Source organism: Candidatus Desulfosporosinus nitrosoreducens (assembly GCF_030954495.1).
GTDB classification, from domain to species: domain Bacteria; phylum Bacillota; class Desulfitobacteriia; order Desulfitobacteriales; family Desulfitobacteriaceae; genus Desulfosporosinus; species Desulfosporosinus nitrosoreducens.
Window position 1 is genome coordinate 120,267 of the sequence record NZ_JAVHUW010000051.1, and the last position, 23,712, is coordinate 143,978.

The window sequence follows — 23,712 nt, forward strand, 5'->3', positions numbered from 1 at the left end:
GCTTATTCCCTCTCTTCCGGTATCACTATTTGCACACAAGTACCGCACCCCACTTCGCTGCTGATAGTAAGCCCTCTGCCATACAGTCTGAGAAGCCGGTAGTGGATATTAAGGAGACCAACGCCCTGTCCTTTTTTTTCTCCACTTAAAAGCAGTGCAAGCTTTGCGCTGTCAATGCCCATACCGTCATCTTCAACTTCTATGCAGATACCTGCGCTATCCTGTTTCATTCTTATAGAAACTGTTCCTTCTCCCGGTTTTTTAGAAATACCGTGCCGCACTGCATTTTCCACTAAAGGCTGGAGGATGAACCCAGGAATTTGGCAATCTAAAGCTATGGCAATCTCCTTCGCCAGATGTATTTTGGGTCCAAAGCGCGCTTGTTCAATGTTAAAATAGGTGTCGACAAATTCCAGTTCTTTTTCTATCGTCACCATTTTGTCCAGATTGTTAAATTCAAGACTTCCCCTTAAATAGATTGCTAAGTCTAAAATGAGCTTAGCAGCTTTTTTTCCATCCTTTTCGCAGACATTAGCAATGGCGTTAAAAGCATTGTAAAGGAAATGCGGTTTAATCTGCGCTTGTAAAAACGACCATTCTGTGGCCATTATTTTGTCTTTCAGTTTGTCCGCTTCAACCAGCTTTTCATTGTACACAACAAGTTTTTTATAGATATTGGCCTGTTGTCTGGCCTGGATAAAGGACATAGCGACAATAACGGCAAAATTGCCAAACAAAAACATATAGGATAAAGTTATACTTCCAACCCCTATGTAGTATAAGATATCTGCGCTAATCGATAAAGCAAAGACGCAAATAGCCATAAACATTACTATTGCGTGTTCCTTTCGACTGAATATCGCCTTGATGAGAATACACAGTAAATAAATTAATTGCAGAAAAACCAGAATGTACATGTATTTGGTAAATGTCGAGATAAAAGAAGGCGGTGTCACCAGCAGCGCATCAAAAAACAGCGTCGGCAGCAACGCTAAAGCAGATATGGTTTTTGGGTATTCACGAGGAAACATACTAAGCACAAACAAGATCATGATGGGGATCAGATTATTCCCTGTGAGATAATTAATAAATAACCTGGCATCGAAAGAAACATCCGGAAAAAAAATTACCAGAGGTGCTTCACCCCATATCAGGGAACGCAGGACTGTGATAAGACAAAACAGGCTGAAAAGTAAAGCGCTTTTATTTTTTGTCTGCAAAAGAAAGAGCAGGAAATAATAAACGGCAAAAATAAAAATGCTCCCAATAAAAAGTACCTGTAGTACAAACAGCATCATTCTTTGCCGTTCCAGTACCTGCTTTGAGCCAATTACCGGACTTTGACGAAGTCCTCCGGCACCATTATATTTCCAATTAGCCACTTGAAAAACCAGTTCAAGATCCTGCGTATCCTTGGGTAAATCTAAAATAAGGGATTTTTCATCATCTCGGAAGTCGGAAACGCTCTCAGATACCTTGCCAACTTCCGCAATAAGCCGGCCGTTGGCATAGAGAGTATAAGCATCCGACACGTGTTGAAGATGGATAGCAGGATCTTTTAAGGTTGAGGGTAAATGCAAAGCCAAGCGATAGGTGGCAACCCCATGAGGGGGATACGTTTTGCCTGCTTCCCGGTCTTGCCAGACACCCGGCACTTTCATATAGGCATCCGCTTGCGGCGGGTTTCCCGACTTAAAATCCTGAGGAGTTAATAAGCGGCCCCAATAAAACTCCCAATGACCGTCCAAGGTCACCAATTTGTTGGACGCAAAATCCACCCCCGACAAATAGGCCCTGCCATTGTCAACCAGCTCTGAGCCCGGTGAATACATCAGGTCAATGGCCAAAAGCATGAAAGCGGTACAAATTATGACAAAAGTAATTCGCCACTTTGATCCGGCGTTGTCCAGGATTTTCCTGGTACCTTTGTTTAAAGTTTTTCTTATTGGCTTTAAATTTGTTATAGAATTCAAGTTTAATTACCAACTCCTGAACAGAATCATCTTTAAGTTCAGCCAGGAAAAATTTGTAGGCCGGGGAAATAGGCCTCAATCCACATGAGTATAGTCTAATTTATCTGCTTGTTCTAATCAAGACGCTCTCGCAACATTGCTCGCTGCTCTTCAAGCGTTGCCGGAAGGTAGTGACAACCCCTTTTTATTGTGTTAGTTTAGGAGTAAGGGAGGGATGAATTTTGAACCCTTTATTCCTTAGTGATCTCATGGACAGAAATGTTAAAGTCTTTAAAGACAGACCAAAGCTCACGGACATTTCCGCCTTAAGCAATACCTATCATCTTGTCTTAATCCAGGATGATCGACCCAGCGAAGTCCTTATCCGGGATTTAAAAAAGGCGCCCTCCGCTTCACCTCCCGCCCCGCCATCCCCGGAGCAATTGCCTTGGGAACCCGCCCTATTGGCTTCCGCCGATACGAAAGCCCTTGCTTTTTACCAGCAGCACCTGGGAGATTGGCGTCCGGTCGTGGTCCTGGACAAGGAGCAAAACGTGGCGGGAATCATCTCACCGGCTCTTTTCATCTCCAAGCTCCTGCGGCATTGCGAAATTATGAACTCCTTTTTTCAAACTCTGCTTGACACGGTCAACGAGGCCGTGGCTGTCGTCAGCAAAGAAGGAACTGTAAGTCATTGGAATACCATGGCCCAGGAAATCTATTCCATTCCGCAGCAAAACATTCTCGGCCAGCCTATTGCTAATTTTTTCGAACAGGAAGCTTTGACAACACTGAAAATTTTAGATGAAGGGCATCCTGTCCGCCAATCCTACCACAGCCCTCGTCCGGGAACTCATGTCTTAATCAACGCTTCCCCGGTCATCTATGAGGGGGATATCCTCGGTGCCATATCCTGCGAGCAGGATATCACGCAAATTGTCAAGCTTAATGAAAAATTATCCAATACCAGTTCCGAATTGCGCAACCTCCAGAAAAAAATTTCCCTTCCCGACGATCCTTTCGGCAAGATCATCGGCAAAGGGAAATCCATTCGCCATACAATATCTGTGGCCCGCAAAATATCCTCCAGCGAGGCTACCGTCCTGATTACAGGGGAAAGCGGCGTGGGCAAGGAGTTATTTGCCCAGGCAATTCACATGGCCGGCCCCAGGGCTAACAAGCCGTTAATAGCTCTCAACTGCGGCGCTATCCCGCCGGCTCTTTTTGAAAGCGAACTTTTTGGCTACCGTGCCGGAGCTTTTACCGGCGCAGAAAGAAAGGGCAAACCAGGTAAGCTGGAGCTTGCCCATGGAGGAACCCTTTTCTTAGACGAAGTTGGAGAGCTGCCCTTAAGTCTTCAGGTCAAACTTCTGCGCGTTCTTCAGGACCGCTGCTTTTACCGGCTGGGCGGTACGGAGCCAATTACCGTCAACACCCGTATCATAGCCGCGACAAACCGTGATTTGGAAAAAATGATGCAAGCGGGAGATTTTCGCGAAGACCTGTATTATCGTCTCAATGTCATAACCCTGGAAGTTCCGCCCCTCCGCGAACGGACAGAGGATATCCCAGAACTGGTTCAAGCTTTTTTACAGGAATCCGCTCTCAAGTACCATAAATCTCTGCCCGCCCTGGACCCCGCCGTTATGGTAGCTTTTCTGAACTATCACTGGCCGGGCAACGTCAGAGAACTCCACAATGTCACGGAACGCTTGGCAGTCCTGGCGGATGAAGGGATCATTGAAACCCAATACCTACCTCTGGCCCTGCAGCGTTCTAAAATTGAACCTCTTCACCTCTCTAAGTCCATCACTTCCCCGCTGCTGGTCAACCCCAAGCAGTTCCACAACCCCCAGCAGCTTGATCAGATTTTTGCCGCCCTGGAGAAAACCCACGGCAATAAATCCGCGGCAGCGGAACTTCTGGGCATTTCCCGCGGAACTCTCTACAATAGACTCCGACAGTACAATTTAGATTAGGCGAAGATAGCGCCACTGACCAGACCAATTATTGAGCACATAATCCAAAAAACGCAGACAAATTCCCTATATGAGGAGCCCCAATCCTTTTTAATGAGAACTCAAGAAGGATGAAAAGCCTTAAGGATAACGCCACCGGCTGGGCGCAACCAATAATAGCACAATAAATTTATACTATTTTTTCAATAAAATATTTGCCGGCCTTGGAAACACTACCTTGGCAATTATACCAATATTGATTCAAAGCATCACTATTGATAGTTTTTGACCAAAAGAAAAACACCCTATTTAGAGTGTTTGTATGCTATAATAAATTTTGTAACAAGATAAGGCTTGCAGGGCGGCCGGCATTCCTCCGAAGGGAGGTGATGTCATGGAAGTATACCAAACTTTGACGCTGATGATTTCATTTGCGACACTGGTTGTGCTGATACTTTCTTTCCATAAACGGAAATAGACCGCCTCTGCACAAAGGTTCGGTCTATTCCGTCCCTTATTAAAGCCAACCGCTCTTCAAGCGGCTGTTACATTGGAGTCATGTTAGCAGCATGGCTCCTTTTGCTTATATTATATCACATATTGATTCAAAATATCACTATTGATAGTTTTGTCCAAAAGAAAACACCTGCAGGTGTTTTTTCTTTTAGTATTAGAGATGCCGTATAGTACTGATGATTGCAAACGCTTTTTTCAAAAGGAGCGACAAAGACTTCACAATGCTTTCCCTTAAGATAAAGTTTGAAGGCGGAAAAAAGTTCTCCCAATACCCGCTGATGATTTGGGGACGGCGCCAGGGTCAAATTGAAAGGGATACCGTCAATTATTTCCCAGCGCTCGTCTTCCGGCCACTGCCGATACTCTTTGTAGGTGTAAAATTCCTTGGGGTTACGAGCCTTCTCCATATTACACCTCACCACTCCAGCATTTTCCCAAATCATACCATAGCCGATTTGCGGAAGCAATGCTGAAATGCGCTCTAAGTCCCAACCCGGTCCGCAGGCAGTTTGCTTATTTCTCCGTCATGTAAGGATAATTAACAACCGTGCGCGGAACCAAGGTCTCTTTGATGGCCCGCTGACTCATCCAGCGGTAGAGGTTAATAGCGCTGCCGGCTTTATCATTTGTTCCTGAAGCGCGGCTGCCGCCGAAAGGCTGCTGACCGACAACCGCACCGGTAGGCTTGTCGTTGATGTAGAAGTTGCCTGCCGCATGGTCCAGAGCTTTGGCTATTTTGATGATCGCCGCTCTGTCCTGGGCAAAGACAGCACCTGTCAGCCCGTAAATCGTCGCGCTGTCGCAAGCTTTTAAGGTTTCATCCAGCTTGTCGTTCGGATAGACGTAGATCGTCATAACCGGTCCGAAGATTTCTTCCACCATGGTCTTAAAGGTCGGTGTTTTCGCTAAGATCACAGTGGGTTCCACAAAATATCCTACACTGTCATCGCAGCCGCCGCCAATGATGATTTCCGCTTCGTCGGAGTTCTTGGCGTAATCGAGATAGTTTTTTATATTGATGAAGGAATTGCGGTCAATCACGGCGTTCATAAGGTTGGTAAAGTCACGGACATCCCCCACCTTGATTTTGCCGATTTCTTCTTCCAGGCGTCCTTTCAGCTCGCCCCAAAGGCTCTCGGGAATATAAGCGCGGGAGGCCGCCGAGCATTTTTGTCCCTGGTACTCGAAAGCCCCAAGGGCAATAGCACAAGTCAGGGCTTCAATATCGGCCGATTCGTGAGCGAAAATAAAGTCTTTGCCGCCCGTTTCCCCCACAAGGCGCGGGTAAGTGACATACTTAGCGATATTTTTGCCCACTTGATCCCAAATTCCATTGAATACCCCTGTCGATCCGGTGAAGTGGAAACCGGCCATTTGGGGATGGCTGACTACGACTCTGCCGAAGTCGGCGCCTTTACAAGGCACGAAGTTAATGACACCGGCGGGCAAGCCGGCTTCCATGAGGATCTGCATGAAATAATAGTTGGAAAGCACAGCCGTTGACGATGGCTTCCAAAGCACCGTATTGCCGACCATAGCCGGGGCTGTGGAGAGATTGCCGCCGATCGAGGTAAAGTTGAAAGGCGTGATAGCCGCTACGAAACCGTCAAGGGCGCGGTATTCCACCCGGTTCCAGACGCCGGGCGTATTGAGGGGCTGCTGCTTGTAGATCTCTTGCACATAGTAGGGATTGAAGCGCAGGAAATCTGCCAGCTCACAGATCACATCAATCTCGGACTGATAGGCATTCTTGCTTTGTCCCAGCATACAAGCGGCGGACACTTTGGCCCTGTATTTTCCGGTCAGCAAGTCCGCTGCTTTTAAGAAAATAGTCGCTCTGTGTTCCCAGGGCATATTTTCCCATTCTTCTTTGGCTGCTTCGGCTGCTTCGATAGCCATCAGAAGCTCTTTTTCCCCCGCTACATAATATTCTCCCAGTACCTTTTGATGATCGTGAGGACAAATCATCGTTGCTTTGTGCTCGGAACGAATTTCTTTCCCCCCGATAATCATCGGAATCTCCACCGGATTGGCTAATTGCCGTTCAAGTTCGGCCTTTAAAGCGGCTCGTTCAGGTGATCCCGGCAGGTAACCTTTGACAAGTTCATTCTCCGGAAGCTTGAGTTGAAAGTAGGCGTTGTTCATTTTTAAACCTCCCCATATCCTTAAATCTAAGAGTATGTTCTAAGTCTCATATTCGTTGGTTTCAGGCTTGCCGGTTTTCCAAATCCGGCGCAGCGTTCTCCCGCTCATTATACCACGGCAGGCTCCAGTAATAATTCTCCCCTGCGGAAACGATCCACACTGAATTTCTCAATGGGCATAAAACACTCCTGGCCGAGGATTTTCTGAGCTAAGAGGACGGCCGTCTGGGGGCCCACCATAAAGCCATGGCCGCTGAAGCCGGCAGCCACCCACATGCCTTGGGCCTCAGGAATTTGATCAAAAATCGGATTGGCGTCAGGACTCATGTCGTAAAGGCCCGACCACTGACGGACGACACGGAGGTTCTTCAAAAGGGGTAAGACCGTAGTCGCCTGGCGGGCAACGTCCTCCAAGAACTCCCAGGTGGAATGAATATCAAAATCTTTGGGCTCATTGGGATCTCCCACGCCCATAATGAAACTGCCGTGAGGCGTCTGCTGGCAGTATAAACGATGGTGGAGAGAAATGACCATCGGTCCCTGACAAGGCTCGACCGGTTCAGTCACCAGGGCTTGATGGCGCTGAGGATAAAGGGGCAAATCAAAGCCGACCATCTTGCAGATGGTGCCGGCGGCATAACCGCAGGCATTAACCACCAGCGGCGCGTCAATGTCCCCGCGGGAAGTCCGCACCCCCGTGACTCTGCCGTTTTCTCTTTTGATATCCGTCACCGTGGTATAGGTTTCAAATTTAACGCCTAACCTGAGGGCCGCCTTATAGTAAGCATCGACCACATGAAAGGGATTGGCATGTCCGTCCGTCTGGCAGAAAGTGGCGCCGATCAGGCCTTCAGTGTTCAGATGGGGCACAATCTCCTTGGCCTCCTGAGGGGAAATCATCTTCGTAGGAATCCCCAGGCTGTGCTGCACGGCCACATTCTTTTTGTATTGCTCCCACTCCCCCGGAGTATAGGCAACCATCAAATATCCGCCCTGCTTAAATTCTATATCCAGATCATACTTCAGCTCTTCATTCATGCCTTCAAAGCGTTTGACACTATCGCGGGCAAGAATGGCGTTGGTTTCCGTCCCCCACTGCTGGCGAACACCCGCGCCGCAGCGCCCTGTTGCTCCCGAGGCCAGATACTGCTTTTCAATGACGACAATATTCTTCATCCCGCGGACGGCCAGCTCATAGGCCAAAGCACAGCCTGTAATCCCCCCGCCAATAATCACGATATCAGCCGTTTTCTGCAAGTGATTCACCCCCCGCAAACGTTCCCAGTTTCACCGGTTTGACTGTCGGCCGAAACGTGGGCATCAGGACTTCTGAGACAGGAATGCCATAGGCCTTGGCCAATTCCTGGGCAATCAGCATCCGGCAGGTTCGCCCTTGACAGGGTCCCATTCCGGCCCGGATAACTCTTTTAATCTCGTCAATAGTACGGTAACCTTGTTTAATCAAGGATTGTATTTCCTCCAAGGTTATATCTTCACAACGGCAAACAATCGTTTCTTTATCCAGCATGCCTAACCCCTCCCAAGCGAATACTGCGCACTTCCATGGCCAGCTCTTGGGGAACGACCAGCCATACGGTGTAGGTCTTATTTTTCGCTCCGCCGGACTGAACCTTTTGCACCTTAAACAGGCCCAGCTCTTTACCGGCTCTGTCCATGCCCACGACCTCATCCTCGGCTTGCGGCACGGGTACATATTCATAGGGGATTCTGACAATGGCTTCAGTGGCGCTATAGGAAGCATCCACCACGAAGATTGCCAGTCCCGGACAGCGGCTGAGACAGAGTCCGCAGCCGTTGCAATTGTCAAACTCCATCTTGGGCAGATCATTAATGTCTGCCATGGGCAGAATGGCCCCCTGCTTGCAGGCTTCTGTACAAGGATTGCAGGGGATTTTTTGAAAGCATTCAATAATGGCAACAGGACCTTTTTTAAGCCGTTCCGGAGACGGGGTAACAGATTTCACATCCTCTGCCGTGGGAATTCCGGTTTTGTTCAGCATACTGCTTCCCCCTTTGCCATCAGTTTTTTAAGCCCTTGCAGCGTCTTTTGTCCGGCGGGACCGGAGCGCAGCTCGCTTAACTCTGCCAAAGCTTCCGCTTGCAGCCGCGGAGCCACATCCTGGCCATAGCCCAGGCTATAAGCGGCGCTCACACCGGCCAAGCGCCCTTCCACCATAGCGGAGCTGGCCTCTTCAACCCCGCTGACATCTCCCGCTACATAGAGTCCGGCCCGGGTCGTTTCCAAATAGTCATTCCTCAAGGGCACGTGCCCGGAAAGCTCCGGAATATAGTTCATGGCACAGTCCGCCTGGAAACAAAGTTCTGTCAAAGGGCTCAGACCGACGGCCAGGCAGATGACATCAACCTTCAGATCCTGCTCGCTCCCCGCAACGGCCTGCCAATTCTCGTCAAGCCGGCAGATTCTGGCGCCTTCGACGCTTTCCTGGCCATAGGCTTCCTGAATTGTATGCGAGGTTAAGATGGGAACGCCCGCGCGCCGGATTTTCGAAGCATGTACCAAATACCCGCCGATCGTTGGCGCGGCCTCAATAATCGCCGCCACTTCAACGCCTGCCTGGAGCAGTTGATAAGAGACGATAAGCCCGATATTTCCAGCGCCGACCATCAAGACACGCCGGCCCGGAACTATACCGTGCACATTCATAAGAGTTTGGACAGCGCCTGCGCCGTAAATGCCGGGCAGATCGTTGTTAGGAAAAGCAATCATTTTTTCGGAAGCGCCCGTAGCCACAATGATTTTCTGCGGTTTGATTTTCAGGTGCTGTCCGTCTTTTTCGGCCGTGACGACTCCGTCTTCGTAAATACCGAGAACTGTCGTTTCCGGCCATACCTCAACCTTTGGCTGAGCCGAACATTGCCCGATCAGCAAATCGCCGATCTGGTAACCGCGCTCACCGGCATACTGCTTCTTAGAACCGAAAAATTTATGGGTCTGCTTGACCAATTGTCCGCCGAGCCGGTCATCCCTTTCAAGCAGGAGAATATTGGCGCCTAAACCGGCAGCCGCGGCAGCGGCGCTGAGACCGGCCGGTCCGCCTCCGATAATAAGAATTTCTACCTCTTTCAACTCAGGCACCCCTTTCCTTGCTGAGTCTCCACCTGCATGCCAGGTTTAACCTTTTCCACACAGATCCTGACATTGGGTTCCCCATTGACAATCATCAGGCAGGAAGAACAATTGCCGATGGCGCAGAACAGTCCCCGCGGCCTGTGCTTTGCCGGACTGTGGCCCAACACTTTAATCCCTGCGGCATGAAGGGCGGCGGCAATAGTCTCGCCTTCATACCCTTTAATTTCCTGACCGTCAAAGAAGAAGGTTATCTCCTCTCCTCGCTGGAAATCCAAAATCGGATGTTCACTAATTCGCACAAAATTCACTCTCCCCGGTTGCTAAAATCCATAGAGTTTAATTATAAATAGCAATTTTCATGCCAAGATTAAGTGGCAGGCAATAATTCTTATAGTTTTACTTCTCTTTCCTGCCGCGCAGCCTTAACTTTCTTGCCATAGAACCATGATAAGCAAAGCAGCTTGTTCTCCAAGATGACTGCCTAACTAACCATTGACAAATTTCAGGCCAGTAGCTAGTGTAGTATAATAAAGCGAAGGACCGGAGGGGTAATATGCTACTGCTTAGCAAAAAAGACATGCAAAAGGTCTTTACCATGCACGATGCTGTCGCGGCAACCAAACAAGCATTGCGGATCTACTCGGAGGGAGGAAGCGTTGTTCCTCTCAGGGTAAATATCGGGGCGCCCCACTATGAGGGGCAGACTCTGTTTATGCCCGGTTATGTCCCAGCGCTGGACAGCCTGGGGGTGAAGATTGTTTCCGTATTTCCCCGCAACAGTGCCCAAGGGCTGCCCTCGGTTCCGGCAACCATGGTCTTGATCGACGGCACAAACGGTCAGGTCTGCTGCCTGCTGGACGGAACCTACCTGACTCAGCTGCGCACCGGAGCCGCCGCCGGTGCGGCTGCCGACCTGCTGGCACGCCAGGATGCCCGCATAGGGGCTCTGATTGGCACAGGAGGCCAGGCGCTGACTCAGCTCGAAGCCATGTTAACCGTCAGAAATCTCCGGGAGGTGCGTATCGTGGGCCGCAATCCGGACCACACCCGCTCTTTTGTCCGGCAAAGCCAGGAGGAGCTTGCGAACTTTGGGACGCTGCTGCGCGCTGTCGAGACCTCTGAGGAAGCCGTAACGGACGCCGATATTATCACGGCCGTCACCACCTCGGCCCAACCGGTATTCGACGGCCGGCTTGTCAAAGCCGGCGCACATATCAACGGCGTCGGTTCCTATTTGCCTGAGATGCAGGAATTGGACGAGTTTATCCTGCGGCGGGCGGATAAGATCTTCTTTGACTCCCAAGAGGCGGTATTGTCGGAATCCGGCGACCTGATCATCCCCTTGGCCAAGGGAACCATCACTGCGGATAACTTTTCAGGTGAAATCGGCAGGGTTGTCTCCCGAAACCTCCCCGGGCGGGAAACTCCCGAGGAAATTACGATCTTTAAGACTGTGGGAATTGCCGTTTTAGATATCGTTACGGCTCAGCAAATCTACCAAAGAGCCCTGGAGCAGGGAATTGGCCGCGAGTTTTCATTCTCATAAACCACAAAAGTAGTGAAGAAAGGAGTTCCGAACATGATGAAGTTCAAACATTACATTCACTGTATTGACGCCCATACCGCAGGTGAACCTCTGAGAATTGTCATCTCGGGCTTACCGCCGCTTCCCGGCAAGACGATGCTGGAAAAAAGGCGCTATATGCTGGAAAACTACGACCATTTGCGCAAACTGATCATGCTGGAGCCGCGCGGACACAGCGGCATGTACGGCTGTATTCTCGTCCCGGCGGTCAGCGAGGACGGGGACCTTGGGGTCCTCTTTACGCACAACGAGGGGCTCAGTTCCATGTGCGGCCATGGCATCATCGGTGTGACCAAGGTTGCCATTGAAACCGGGATGATTGCGGCTCAGGAGGGAGTGACCGTCGTCAAAATCGACTCGCCGGCCGGACGAATCACTGCTTTTGCCGATGTCAAAAACGGGGAGGTTGAACAGGTGCGCTTTCAGAATGTCCCCTGCTTTGTTTACCGGGAAAACCTCACAGTCAGCGTCGCCGGTATCGGGGAGATTCTGGCAGACGTCGTCTATTGCGGCGCTTTCTACGTTTATCTGGACTCCAAGCAGGTTGACCTGGCGGTCTCCCCTGAGAACACCGCAGAACTGGTCCGGGTGGGTATGGAGATCAAACACAAGGTCATGGCCGAGCTGGAGTTCAAGCATCCGACCTCAGGCGTCAATTGGCTCTACGGCACGATATTTTATGAAAAACCCCTGCGCGAAGGCGACAAACTCCTGACCAAAAACGTTTGCATTTTCGCGGAGGGCCAGGTCGACCGCTCGCCTACCGGAACCGGAACCGGCGGCAGAGTTGCCCTGCACTACCACAAAGGAGAGCTCCGCCAAGAAGACACCCTGGTCAATTACAGCATTATCAATACCCCTTTTACGGGCAGACTGGTCCAGGAAACCATGGTCGGAGATTACCCTGCCGTAGTGACTGAAGTCGCCGGCACGGCACAGATTATGGGCTTTAATCAATTAGTTCTTGATCCCAAGGACCCGCTGCCCGAAGGATTTCGGATTATCGGCAGCTGAGAGGCCGTTAATATGTTCAAGTTGTTCAAAGTGTTTAAACACTTTGAACAACTTGAACACTTCACTTCCCAACGTAATTCTGAACCCTGAGGCTATTTTGTGGGGAATAATACAAGCAAAGGCTTATTAGGCAAAAGAAATCGGGCACTAAAATTTTTTAAAGCAGGTGAATAGACTGGGATGGACAAAGAATCAAAGGTCCTGTCCTCAATACGAAGGTGCCTTTGTATTGAGGACAGGACCTTTATTTTAGATGAGATTGTCACACGCGTATGCCTGCCCTGTTGATAACTTACCGGCTGTCTACGTTTTTGACCCCTTCCGAAGCAGCAGTCTGAAATACGATGATGCCACTCTATCAATATCCCTGCATAAAGCCTGCATGAACAGACTGCATAAATTGCACAAGCACTAAGTAAAATCCGGAATACCATGAAGATGCATGGTGAAACCCCTAATTATAAAAATTTATTGATATTGAAATTCTTGTTTATACAATGGTAAATTAGATACTCCTCCGTAAGATATTTCTCCATTATCAAGAACTGAAAACTCCTTGTATACTGCCAATTCAGCTTTTGTATCATCGATTTTAGTTATTACCCAAATTGCATCATAATTTTTATTGTCTTTTTGGGCTTGGGGATTATATCCCCAGCTATTCACAGGTGCTCCGAGTAATTGCGCCATTTTAACGATGTTTTGATGCTCCCAACAAACAAGGACTACTTTATTTTCACCAAATTTGTTAATATCCTCAACTGCTTGGCCGATTTCCGTCTTTTTATAGTTTGCGATTATTGGTATATTAAGGGCTTTTGACAATGGTTCAACTGTTTCAAAGGGTCTATTACTATTTTTACTTGTCTTTTGCTTCATAGCTATGATAACATCAGGTTTACTGATATTAGCAGGAAGATGATTTTTGAAGAAATCAGGAAGCTCATTTGCTCTTTTATACCCGTTAGAAGAAAGATCCGCCTTTTGTATTCTGCCATCTGAATTTTCTTTTTCTCCATGACGAATAAAGATAATTTGCTTTGGCTTTAAACTTTTGGTCTCACTGTTCTGGGATGTGGAGTTTTTTGATGATTCCGTTGCCGCTAGCTGATTGTTGGGAGGAAAAAACTTCAATCCGCAAAATACCAAAGCTATAACTATTAAAATTCCAATTAAAATTTTTTTCATTATAACATAACCTTCCTTTCACTTATTTTGCAGACAGCAAGTGAGTTTAGTCCATATCTACAAGAAGCAAATCCCCTGCTAATCTGCTTTGCACTTGGCTGTCATTATCTCAACTTACCAAGATAAGTCTTGTTTTTCGACGATCGGCACCCACAACTCATGTTTGGTTTTATGTCCTGGTCCCAGAAAATGCTCTATACAAGGTTGATTTGCAAGTTCATAGCCTGATGCAGGAAGCCATTCTGAATATAGCCTTTTCCAAGCATCAAGTTCCTCCATACCTCCACAAAGCAAGAATCTCCTTGAAGGCACGAGAAGTTTTTATACCTTGCCGTTTTCCAACAAAACGCACCACGAATCAATTTTCCCAATACGATGCTCCATTTCAACATCCCCTTTTTCTGCGGCTTGCATATTCTGACAAGATATTGTCAGGTAACTATGTTATACTTAACGTGATAAAAAGGGTAAGGGGGATGCCATTGGATAACAATGATTTTCAAGAGTTTATGGCCGACCAATTTGCTAAATTATTTGGCGAAATCCAAACCTTTAAACAGGATGTAAAATCGGAGTTTTCCGATGTGAGGTCGGAATTATCCGGCGCAAAGTCAGAACTATCTGATGTGAAATCCAGACTCACGTCAGTAGAACATTCTCAAGCACGATTAGAGACAAATCTCACTAGGAAAATTGATGCCTTGTACTTTGACTTCCGCGAAACACAGAAACAGTTCAATGCTGAGGTTACGACTAAGATTGAAGAATTAAGCACTAAAGTTGAAGCCTTAGAAATAAAATTCATTATCCACGATAAGGAAATAAAAGATTTGAAAAGGGTGTTGTTTTAAACGACACTCTTTTAACTTATATCTACAGGAACACAAACCGAACCGTAGGTTTCCGCTAGTAGTCAACCCTATCTTCCTGCGCGTAAAGCGTGAACTGTATTGTTTGCTCTCTTTGCCATTTCGCCTATGAGGGCTTCCCTGCAATCAGATTACCGCCCAATATCCAATCAGAATCTGAGCAATCCTGAATGAAAAGCATAAGAGCCTTTCCTTGGCTTGTACCAAGAATCTTACGCGCGTAAGATTCTTGGTACAAGCCCGGCCAAAATACCACATCAATGATTGAAATTAGAATTTACTTGATAAATTTTATAAAATTGTCTATACTTTGTATAAACAAAGCTCAAGGAAAGAAGGGACACTATGCAAGCAATGGCCCGGAAATGGGGAAATAGCATCGGCATAAGAATTCCGGCTTCAATGGCTAATTCAATAAAAATCAATGACGGAACCCCAATTGATATCGAACTTGATGGGGAAAAGATCATCGTCACCCGAAAAAAATACAACCTAAAGGAATTACTCGCACAGATTCCTGATGATTACGAGCCGGAAGAAATTGATTGGGGAGAACCAGTGGGAGAAGAGAAATGGTGAGCCAGTACACACCGGAACGCGGTGATATCGTATGGATTCAGTTAAATCCACAGGTCGGGCATGAGCAACAGGGAACCAGACCGGCTTTGGTTTTGTCCGCAAAGGAATATAATAGCAAGACCGGGATGGGTATTTTTTGTCCAATCACAAGCCGGATAAAAGGATTCCCATTTGAAGTTAAACTTCCGGAGGAATTAGAAATCAGAGGCGTCGTTTTGGCCGATCAGATTAAATCCCTGGACTGGAGAGCCAGAAACGCGAGTTTTATAGGCAAAGTGCCGGAGGAAACACTGGAAGAGGTTATTCTTAAACTGGAAGCGATCATAAACTGAGCTGTAAATAAGGCTGGGAGTTGGTTCGTTGAGCCACCCCCCAGCCTTATTGGAATTTTTAAGCGTTATTTGCGGCTTGCCAGCAAAAATTAAGGACAAAATCACGCCGGATATCACCGTTTGCTGTAGCAGATGCTGCAACAGAATCCTTAATTTAATCAGGCTCTTCGCCTTAAAATGCCGCATGCTCCGTCCGGGCGATAATCTCCTCCTGCAGCGCCTCGCTGAGATCACAGAAATAGTCACTGTACCCGGCGACGCGGACAATGAGATCGCGATATTTTTCGGGTTCCTTTTGAGCCGCCCGCAGAGTCTTGGCGCTCACAACATTGAACTGAATATGATGACCGCTCAATTTGAAATAAGAGCGGACCAGCTGAACTAACTTCTCCAGCCCTTCGTCCCCTTCCAGCACTTGAGGCGTAAACTTAAGATTCAGCAGGGTTCCTCCTGTCCGGGCATGGTCCATTTTGGCGGCAGATTTGATGACTGCTGTCGGGCCTAAACGGTCAGATCCCTGAACCGGAGAAATCCCTTCGGACAGAGGTTCCCAGGCCCGGCGGCCATCAGCCGTAGCCCCGATAACCGAGCCGAAATAGACATGGCAAGTCGTGGGCAGCATATTAATGCGGTAAACTCCGCCTTTCGTGTTCGGCCTGCCGTTGACTTCATGATAATAGGCATTAAAAATATCCGTCATGATCTCATCGGCATAATCGTCGTCATTGCCAAAATGAGGAGTCTTATTCAAAAGAAGCTGGCGCACCCCTTCCTGCCCTGAGAAATTTTCCTCTAAAGCCTTGAGCAGCTGTTCCATGGTCAGGTCCTTCTCGGCAAAAACGTGATAGCGAATGCCTGATAACGTATCCGTGAGGCTTCCCAAACCGACTCCTTGGACATAGTTCGTGTTATAACGGGCGCCGCCGTCATTGTAGTCCTTGGCCCTAAGAATACAATCGTCGATCAGGATGGACAGGAAGGGCGAGGGCATATAGAAAGCGTACAGGCGCTCGATAATATTGCTGCCTTTTACTTTAATGTCCATAAAATAATGCAGCTGCTTTTTAAAAGCCGCAAAAAGTTCCTCGTAGGAGCCGAAGTTTCGGGGATCTCCCGTCTCTAAGCCTAATTGTTTCCCTGTCTTGGGATCAATTCCGTTATTCAAGACCAGTTCTAAAATCTTAGGCAGGTTAAAATACCCGGTCAAGATGTAACTTTCCTTGCCAAAGGCCCCTGTCTCAACACAACCGCTGGTTCCGCCCTGACGGGCATCCTCGATGGACTTGCCCTGGCGCAACAGTTCTTCGACAACAGTATCAGCATTGAAAACTGAAGGCTGGCCCCAGCCTTGGCGGATAATCCGGGCCGCTCTCCTGATGAAACGGTCGGGATTTTTCTTGCTCAACTGAATATTGGAACTGGGCTGCAAGAGGCGCATCTCATCAATCACATCTAAAACCAGGTAAGTGACATCATTAACGCCGTCTGAGCCATCCGCTTTCAGCCCCCCGCTGTTAATATTGGCAAAATCCGTGTAAGTTCCGCTTTCCGCCGCAGTAACCCCTACTTTAGGCGGCGCCGGCTGATTGTTGAATTTCACCCAGAAGCACTGCAAAAGCTCTTTAGCTTCCTCTTCCGTCAGCGCCCCCTCGGCTAAACCCTTCTTATAAAAAGGATATAAATGCTGATCCAGTCTTCCGGGGTTAAAAGCATCCCAGGTATTCAATTCCAGGATAACCCCTAAATGGACAAACCAATAGGCTTGCAAAGCTTCCCAGAAATTTCTCGGGGCGTGAGCGGGAACGTAAGCGCAAACCTCGGCAATCTTCGCCAGCTCCGCCTTGCGCAGGGCATCCGTCTCACTTTGAGCCATTTCCCGAGCTTTTTGGGCGTAGCGTTCGGCAAAGGCGATAATTCCCTCGGCGCAGATCCGCATGGCTTTCAATTCTTCTTGTTTCTGATAAGCCTCGGCATCCGTCAAATAATCAAGCTCTGCCAAACCGGCGTCGATTTTCCGGATAAAATCCACAAAACCTAAGCGATAAATTTTATCGTCAAGCACCGTATGCCCCGGGGCCCTCTGCTCCATAAATTCGGTGAAAATACCGGCGTCATAGGCCGCTTTCCAGGCCCCGGACATCTCCCGGAAAATAAGATCGCGCATGGAGTTTCCTTCCCAGTAAGGAATAATCCGCTCTTCATAAGCCTGGCGCACCTGAGGGCTGACTTTAAAGGAAATCTTGGGCCGCGAATCGAGGATATCCAAATCAGCCAGAGAATGACAGCAAAGCTCGGGATAAGTGTAGGTAGCTTTAGGAGCAGGCCCCCGTTCCCCTACAATTAATTCTCCCGGATTAATGCAAATCTCTTTGTGTTCCAACATGTACTTAAAAGCCAGGGCTCTCCGCACAGGGACAGACGTATTGCCCGCCGTGCGGTAAAATTCCGTCATCAGTTCCGCTCTCTCGGCAGAAATATAGGCTTCGGTTGCCAGACTTTGCTGCCTGAGCGCAGCCACCCGCTGATTCATTAAGACCTCTCTCCTTCCTTAGACACTGCGGCATCACTTTAACCGCCGATTTTGACCTTAAGACCATACTCCTCCAAAGTCTCTTTAATCCGCTCCATCTGCTCATTCTCCGGGGCTTGAACCTCTGGCAGCAAATACTCCCGGCCCAGCCGTTTATATTTATCCACGCCCGCCCGGTGATAGGGCAGCAAATGAAGTTCCTTGACCCTTGGCAAAGAGGTTAAAAATTCCCCGAGTTGGTGAAGATTTTCCTGATCATCATTACACCCCGGTATAACGGGAACACGGACAAGAACCTCCGCCTGCCGCTCCGCCAGCCAGCGCAAATTAGCCAGGACCAGGTCATTCGCCGCCCCGGTGTAGGCCTGATGCTTCTGCGAATCCATGAGCTTCAGATCGTAGAGAAAAAGATCCGCCTCGGCGCTGATGGTTTGGAGGATTTCCGGCTTGACGAAACCGCAGGTCTCAACGGCCGTGTGAATTTCCTTTTTCCGGCAGGCTTTAAGCAGCTCTGCCAGAAAAGCGGGCTGCATCATAGCCTCTCCTCCGGTAAAGGTTACCCCGCCCCCCGATTCGTCATAGAAGATCAGATCCTTCTCGACCTCAGCCATGACCTCGCTGACGGACATCCTTTTGGCCACAAGGGATCTGGCTCCGGCATGGCAGACCTTGCAGCAGGCGCCGCAAACCTTGCAGAGATCGCGCCGGAATTCCAGTTTCCCCGACAGCGTTCTAATTGCTCCGTTGGGACAATTAGCCAAACACTGCCCGCAGCCGATACAGCGGTCCGGCCAATAGAACAACTCCTGGTCATACCTTTGACTTTCCGGGTTATGACACCACTGACAGTTCAGAGGACAGCCTTTAAAGAAAACTGCCGTGCGGATACCCGGTCCATCATGAATCGAATATTTCATGATATTGATAATGTTACCCTTTGTCACATTCCACACTCCGTATGTCACTTTACTAACTCACCGCCGGCTCTGACCGGTACAGCGGGAACCTGCCGGGCCAGAAAAACAGCCCGTTCCCGGACCCTTTCCCGCTGCGGCGGCACCAGATCCTGCAAGGGATAGTCTTTCTGAAGACTTTTATAGGTTTCTAAACCCAGCCGGTGATAAGGCAACAACTCGATCTCTTGAAGTCTCCTCAGAGATTGACAAAATTCCGCAACTGCGGCAAGATTCTCATCGGAATCATTGACTCCCGGAATCAGCGGGAGGCGCAGGATGATATCCGGCGAATCCTCGGAGCTGTCGGCCTTTCTGAGGTTATCCAGAATCAGGGAGTTGCTGACACCAACCCAGTGGCGGTGAGCTTCCTCAGTCATATGTTTGATATCCACATAGAGGACATCAAGCCAAGGCAGGATACTTTGGATACTCTCAAAGGGGGCGTAAAAACTCGTCTCCAGTGCCGTGTGAATCCCCAGTTCCCGGCATTGCCTGAGCACCTCCGCCACAAACCCCGCTTGGTTTAAAGGCTCCCCTCCACTAATAGTAACACCACCGCCCGAGTAAAAAAAGAAAATCTCGTCCTTAGAGATTTCCCGAACCGTTTCTGTCACAGACAGGAGGCGCCCGTAGGGCTTAACGGCATTGTGCGGACATTTGGCCGCACAGGTAAAACAGTGCCGGCATTTGGCCGGATCAAGGCTGACCTTGCCATCCTGGGCGGACAGCGCCAGGGCCCCTGCGGGACATGCCCTGACACATAGCCCGCAGCCCTCACAGCGGGCAGGAACATAGCCTCTTTCGGGTTCCGGCCTCTGAGATTCGGGAGTCGAACACCAGGCGCAGCGCAAAGGACAACCTTTAAGGAAAATCACGGTGCGCAGCCCTTGCCCGTCGTGAATCGAGGTCCGTTCAATTCTGAGCACCATCCCCGTCAATTCGCCGGAACTATTCCCCGGCTGATCCCCGGTACCCCTGATGGATGTCAACCCGTTGGCCGGACAGTCAGTCAGTTCCCTCATCGCACTCTCACCCCACAGAAATACCCTGCTGCACGGTACGCCCAATAATCTCATCCTGCACGTCCTTGCCCAGCTCCACAAAATAGGCGGTATAACCGGCTACCCGGACTAAAAGGCCCCTGTACTCTTCAGGATTTTTTTGAGCCCGCAGCAGTTTCTCCTGATCAATAACATTAAACTGCACATGGAAGACCCCCAGACTGCACATGCTCTTGAGCAGAGCCATCATTTGCCTGATGCCGTTTTCCGTCGACAGCAGTTCCGGTTCGATTTTCATGTTCAGTAACGTTCCCTGAACAAAGCGGTCGTGAGGGATATTGGCCACGGATTTCAGGACCGCTCCCGGTCCGTTGAAATCCGTGCCCCCGCTCGGACTGACACCGTCCGCCAAGGGTTTCCAGGCCCGGCGGCCGGAAGGAAGCGCCCCGACCTCAAGCCCGAAGGGCGTATTTCCGGACACAGGGAGAATCCCCGGGGTCATGCGTCCAAACTTGCTGCTGTATTTTTCAATCTCATCGGCAATAAAGGTAAAGATATCCCCGGCAATATCATCGACCAGGGGCTCATCGTTGCCGTACTTCGGTGAAGCCAGACAGAGCTTCCTGATCTCCTCATACCCGGCAAAATCACAGTCCAAGGCTTTAAGCAACTGCTCCATAGTCGCTTGTCCCGTTTCATACACGATATGTCTGACAGCGGCCAAACTATTAATTAAATCGGCGACCCCAATTAAGATGATTCCGTTGCCGACATTGTATTTAGCGCCGCCCCAAGCATAATCCCTGGCCTGCTCGATACATTCTTTAAAGGTGAAAGAGAGGGCGGGGACAGGACGATGCAGGCCAATCTCGTCAATGACATGACTCCCTTTCACAACGGCATGCGTCACATATTCAATCTGTTTCTTGACCGCCGTCAGAAACTCGGCATAGGTTTTAAAGCTCAGGGGATTTCCGGTTCGCACGGATATATAGTCGCCGCTCTTCCTGTTTCTGCCGTCCAGAAGCACAAACTCGACGATACTCCCCAGATTAATATCGGCCAGAGCCGTGTACTGCCGCAAACGGCCCTCAAGATTGGTTTCCACACAGCCGCAGGGATTCCAGTCAAAGGCTTCCTTGAGGGGAATTCCTTTATTCATAAGCATTCTGATCCCGATGTCGTCGTTATGAAAGGCCGGAAATCCTGTTCCCAGGCGAATAAGCTCAACGACTTTTCTCAGGAATTTGTTGGGATTTTTGGCCAGGCTATAGCGCACCGACAGGGACGGCTGATAGAGCTGCACATCCATCGTCGCTTGCAGAATTAAATAAGAAAGATCATTAACGGCATCCCTGCCCGTAGAATCTACGCCACCAACGCAAACATTTTGAAACATCGGATATCCCGCGGCAAACTCCGCGGTAAGGGCATCCTGAAAGAGGCAAGGCTCGCTGAACTTAACCCAAAGACAATCCAGGAGCTCCTGAGCTTCCTCCTCCGTAAGGCGTCCCGCTGCCAGATCCGCTTTATAATAGGGCCAGAGATACTGGTCCATACGTCCCGGGTTATAACTGGCGGCGTTCTGCTCCAGGAAAATTGCCGTCTGATAAAAATAGAAAGACTGCAGGGCCTCGCGAAAGGTCCGTGCCGGGTTGGCGGGGACCTGGTGACAAACGGCCGCGATTTCTAAAAGCTCCTGCCGCCGCTGAGGATCGTTTTCCAGAGCCGCCAGACGTTCCGCCTCTGAAGCGTGACGTTCTCCCAAGCTTATCAGCCCTTCGCCGACGATCAGAAGAGCGTTTAAGTAGCAGTCCTTTTCATAATCCCCCGCTACCGCAATATCTAAGGTTTCCTTTCTCTCCTGCACCCGTTTCAGGATGCCCCTGACCCCTTCCCGGATCAGCAGTTCATAACCGGCCGTCGTCTCTCCCCAACCACGGACTGCCTTGCGGTCGATATAGACGACTCCGTGATCCCGGAGCAGACGCGTGTCCTCAGGAATCTGAGCCAGCCACTCCTCATAGGTGGATCTCCCCTGCCAATAAGGGCGGATTTTCTCCTCGAAAATTCTGCAGTCCTCCGGGCTCAAATAAAAGGGGTCATAGCGGCGTTGATTAATCGTTTCCAGTTCCTCGTCCAGCACAGACCAGCAAGTATCCGCGCACAAAATACCTGCCCGCATCTTGCTGCCGGAACTGCCCACAATAAGCTCGTCATCCCAGATCTGCACGGTCTTTTCCTGACACTGTTTGCGAAACGCTTTTGCTTTGCGCAGGACAAGAGGCTCTCCTTCGGCCTCCCGAAAACCCTCAGTCAAAATCCCGGCGTTCTCCAGGTCCATCTCCGGCCTGGTGCCCAGCACCCGGCTCTTGAGACGATTCACCCGCTCCATGTAGTGCGGAATCTGAGTTGCTTGAAACATATCGCACCCCCGTTCGCAAATCCCTTAAAGGCAACACTTACTCCCCTAGATAAGCCTTAGTAATACTCTCGTTGTCCTTTAGCTCAGAGCTGTTCCCTTCCATCACTAACTGGCCTGTTTCCAAAACATAACCGTAATCCGCCAGCTTTAGGGCAATTTTGGCATTTTGTTCAACCAGCAGGATGGTCGTTCCTTCGGAATTCAACTGCTTGATAATCCTCATAATATCCTGGACGATCAAGGGAGCCAAACCCATCGACGGTTCGTCCAGCAGCAGCAGTTTGGGATCAGTCATCATGGCGCGCCCGATCGCCAGCATTTGCTGCTCTCCGCCGGACAGCGTCCCCCCGATTTGCTTCTGCCGGTCTTTTAAGCGCGGAAACATTTCATAAACGTGTTCTATGCGCTTGCGGCGCAGTGTCTCGTTTTTAAGGGTGAATCCCCCCAATTCGAGATTTTCTTTGACCGTTAAATCCTTAAAAACCCGCCGTCCTTCCGGTACCTGGATTAATCCCATACTGACAATATTGTGGGCTTTCTCTTTGGCAATATTCCGGCCATAAAACTCCATCGTGCCGGCGGAAGACTGGATCAGACCGGAAATCGTCCTTAAGGTGGTGGTCTTTCCGGCGCCATTGGAACCGAGCAAAGTCACAATCTTCCCCTGGGGAACTTCCAGGCTGACCCCTTTCAAGGCATGAATTTTGCCATAATACGTCTCAACATTTTTCAGGACGAGTGCCAAGTCGCTCATTCCTCATCCTCCTTACCCAGGTAAGCTTCAATGACTTTAGGATTGTTTTTAACTTCCTCCGCCGTCCCTTCAGCAATCTTCTGTCCATAATCAATGACTACGATTTTTTCCGAAACTTTCATAACCAAACCCATGTCATGTTCAATCAACAGTACCGTAATCCCTAATTCCTTTTGAATACGGCGAATTAAGTCAACGAGTTGTCCCTTCTCATCATGGTTCAGCCCGGCGGCCGGTTCATCGAGGAGAAGAAGTTTGGGTTGTGTCGCCAAAGCTCTGGCCCACTCTACCCGTCGCTGGTCGCCATAGGCCAGGTTTTTGGCTAAACGGTCCTTTTTGTCTAAAATACCTACGAAATCCAGACATTCTTCACTGACCTGCCGGATTTTTTTCTCTTCCTGCAGCTGGCCGGGCAGTCGGAAAATCGCTCCCAAAATTCCGGCAGAGGTACGGCTGTGCATGCCGGACATGACATTTTCTAAAACCGTCATATCTTTAAACAGACGCAAATTCTGAAAGGTTCTGGCCATCCCCAGCTTCGTAATTTTATACGGTTTCTGGCGGAAAATACTTTGCCCTTGAAAGAGAATGTCGCCATCGCTGCCTTTATAGAAACCGGTCAGGCAATTAAAAGCCGACGTCTTGCCCGCCCCGTTGGGACCAATCAGGCTCATGATGGAATTCTCTTCTATATCAAAGCTGAGGTTATTGACGGCAGTTAACCCGCCAAAACGCAGAGTTAACTTTTTTACTTCTAAGATAGGCATTCTACTCATCCTTCTTTATCTAAGTTCCGG

Annotated in this window: 23 protein-coding genes; 7 read left to right on the plus strand and 16 right to left on the minus strand. The window is 49.3% G+C overall.

Annotation, left to right across the window (positions count from 1 at the left end):
- Positions 1–2: 2 nt before the first annotated feature.
- Complete coding sequence (locus REC12_RS12615; RefSeq protein ID WP_308894938.1) at positions 3–1,973, minus strand: sensor histidine kinase; 1,971 nt, start codon at positions 1,971–1,973, stop codon at positions 3–5.
- Positions 1,974–2,194: 221 nt separating this feature from the next.
- Here REC12_RS12615 and REC12_RS12620 point away from each other — a divergent pair, with 221 nt between their 5' ends.
- Both REC12_RS12620 and REC12_RS26500 read left to right on the plus strand, forming a co-directional pair.
- A complete protein-coding gene (locus REC12_RS12620; protein WP_308894940.1) occupies positions 2,195–3,931 on the plus strand; it encodes a sigma-54 interaction domain-containing protein in 1,737 nt (578 codons plus the stop codon).
- A 373-nt stretch (positions 3,932–4,304) separates the two neighbouring features.
- Entirely contained in the window at positions 4,305–4,388 is an 84-nt protein-coding gene (locus REC12_RS26500) for a putative holin-like toxin (RefSeq protein ID WP_373887467.1), read from the plus strand.
- Between the two features lie 127 nt (positions 4,389–4,515).
- Here the strand turns inward: REC12_RS26500 and REC12_RS12625 are convergent, their stop codons facing one another.
- From REC12_RS12625 to REC12_RS12655, 7 genes are all read right to left on the minus strand, one after another.
- Entirely contained in the window at positions 4,516–4,833 is a 318-nt protein-coding gene (locus tag REC12_RS12625; RefSeq protein WP_308894941.1) for a Uma2 family endonuclease, read from the minus strand.
- A 106-nt stretch (positions 4,834–4,939) separates the two neighbouring features.
- On the minus strand, positions 4,940–6,571 hold the full coding sequence (pruA, locus tag REC12_RS12630; RefSeq protein ID WP_308894943.1) for an L-glutamate gamma-semialdehyde dehydrogenase: 1,632 nt from the start codon (positions 6,569–6,571) through the stop codon (positions 4,940–4,942).
- Positions 6,572–6,678: 107 nt separating this feature from the next.
- Positions 6,679–7,827 carry an NAD(P)/FAD-dependent oxidoreductase gene (locus tag REC12_RS12635; protein ID WP_308894944.1) on the minus strand — a complete coding sequence of 383 codons (1,149 nt, stop codon included), beginning with the start codon at positions 7,825–7,827 and terminating at the stop codon, positions 6,679–6,681.
- Complete coding sequence (locus REC12_RS12640; RefSeq protein WP_308894946.1) at positions 7,811–8,098, minus strand: (2Fe-2S)-binding protein; 288 nt, start codon at positions 8,096–8,098, stop codon at positions 7,811–7,813. The genes REC12_RS12635 and REC12_RS12640 overlap by 17 nt, the downstream gene beginning before the upstream one ends.
- Positions 8,088–8,591 (minus strand): 4Fe-4S binding protein, encoded by a 504-nt coding sequence (locus tag REC12_RS12645; protein ID WP_308894948.1) that lies wholly within the window; start codon positions 8,589–8,591, stop codon positions 8,088–8,090. The genes REC12_RS12640 and REC12_RS12645 overlap by 11 nt, the downstream gene beginning before the upstream one ends.
- Positions 8,585–9,679: an NAD(P)/FAD-dependent oxidoreductase gene (locus tag REC12_RS12650; protein WP_308894950.1), complete on the minus strand. Its 1,095-nt coding sequence runs from the start codon at positions 9,677–9,679 to the stop codon at positions 8,585–8,587. The genes REC12_RS12645 and REC12_RS12650 overlap by 7 nt, the downstream gene beginning before the upstream one ends.
- Entirely contained in the window at positions 9,676–9,981 is a 306-nt protein-coding gene (locus tag REC12_RS12655; RefSeq protein WP_308894952.1) for a (2Fe-2S)-binding protein, read from the minus strand. Before REC12_RS12655 ends, REC12_RS12650 begins: the two co-directional genes overlap by 4 nt.
- Positions 9,982–10,235: 254 nt before the next feature.
- On the opposite strand from REC12_RS12655, the gene REC12_RS12660 reads away from it, so the two are divergent.
- Both REC12_RS12660 and REC12_RS12665 read left to right on the plus strand, forming a co-directional pair.
- Positions 10,236–11,228, plus strand: a complete 993-nt coding sequence (locus REC12_RS12660) for an ornithine cyclodeaminase family protein (protein ID WP_308894954.1) — start codon at positions 10,236–10,238, stop codon at positions 11,226–11,228.
- Between the two features lie 33 nt (positions 11,229–11,261).
- Positions 11,262–12,281, plus strand: coding sequence for a proline racemase family protein (locus REC12_RS12665; protein ID WP_308894955.1), 1,020 nt, complete (start codon positions 11,262–11,264; stop codon positions 12,279–12,281).
- A gap of 468 nt (positions 12,282–12,749) precedes the next feature.
- Here REC12_RS12665 and REC12_RS12670 read toward each other — a convergent pair whose 3' ends face one another.
- Positions 12,750–13,469 (minus strand): phosphoglycerate mutase family protein, encoded by a 720-nt coding sequence (locus tag REC12_RS12670; protein WP_308894957.1) that lies wholly within the window; start codon positions 13,467–13,469, stop codon positions 12,750–12,752.
- Positions 13,470–13,583: 114 nt separating this feature from the next.
- Positions 13,584–13,748: a GyrI-like domain-containing protein gene (locus tag REC12_RS12675; RefSeq protein ID WP_308894959.1), complete on the minus strand. Its 165-nt coding sequence runs from the start codon at positions 13,746–13,748 to the stop codon at positions 13,584–13,586.
- 203 nt (positions 13,749–13,951) lie between these two features.
- Between REC12_RS12675 and REC12_RS12680 the strand changes: the two genes are divergently transcribed.
- The 3 genes from REC12_RS12680 (at position 13,952) to mazF (ending at position 15,249) form a co-directional block, all read left to right on the plus strand.
- Positions 13,952–14,320, plus strand: a complete 369-nt coding sequence (locus REC12_RS12680; protein ID WP_308894961.1) for a hypothetical protein — start codon at positions 13,952–13,954, stop codon at positions 14,318–14,320.
- Positions 14,321–14,683: 363 nt separating this feature from the next.
- Positions 14,684–14,917: an AbrB/MazE/SpoVT family DNA-binding domain-containing protein gene (locus REC12_RS12685; protein ID WP_308894963.1), complete on the plus strand. Its 234-nt coding sequence runs from the start codon at positions 14,684–14,686 to the stop codon at positions 14,915–14,917.
- Entirely contained in the window at positions 14,911–15,249 is a 339-nt protein-coding gene (mazF, locus tag REC12_RS12690; protein ID WP_308894964.1) for an endoribonuclease MazF, read from the plus strand. The genes REC12_RS12685 and mazF overlap by 7 nt, the downstream gene beginning before the upstream one ends.
- 172 nt (positions 15,250–15,421) lie before the next feature.
- Here mazF and hypD read toward each other — a convergent pair whose 3' ends face one another.
- Genes hypD through REC12_RS12720 form a run of 6 tightly spaced genes read right to left on the minus strand, consistent with a single transcriptional unit; the run spans position 15,422 to position 23,682 of the window.
- A complete protein-coding gene (gene hypD / locus REC12_RS12695) occupies positions 15,422–17,779 on the minus strand; it encodes a trans-4-hydroxy-L-proline dehydratase (RefSeq protein WP_308894966.1) in 2,358 nt (785 codons plus the stop codon).
- Positions 17,780–17,817: 38 nt separating this feature from the next.
- Entirely contained in the window at positions 17,818–18,723 is a 906-nt protein-coding gene (locus REC12_RS12700; protein WP_308894967.1) for a glycyl-radical enzyme activating protein, read from the minus strand.
- Between the two features lie 17 nt (positions 18,724–18,740).
- The gene (locus REC12_RS12705; protein ID WP_308894969.1) at positions 18,741–19,757 is read right to left on the minus strand and encodes a glycyl-radical enzyme activating protein; all 1,017 of its coding nucleotides are present in this window, start codon (positions 19,755–19,757) and stop codon (positions 18,741–18,743) included.
- A gap of 7 nt (positions 19,758–19,764) precedes the next feature.
- A complete protein-coding gene (locus REC12_RS12710) occupies positions 19,765–22,161 on the minus strand; it encodes a glycyl radical protein (RefSeq protein ID WP_308894971.1) in 2,397 nt (798 codons plus the stop codon).
- Positions 22,162–22,198: 37 nt separating this feature from the next.
- On the minus strand, positions 22,199–22,915 hold the full coding sequence (locus tag REC12_RS12715; RefSeq protein WP_308894974.1) for an ABC transporter ATP-binding protein: 717 nt from the start codon (positions 22,913–22,915) through the stop codon (positions 22,199–22,201).
- Entirely contained in the window at positions 22,912–23,682 is a 771-nt protein-coding gene (locus REC12_RS12720) for an ABC transporter ATP-binding protein (protein WP_308894975.1), read from the minus strand. The genes REC12_RS12715 and REC12_RS12720 overlap by 4 nt, the downstream gene beginning before the upstream one ends.
- Positions 23,683–23,712: the final 30 nt, after the last annotated feature.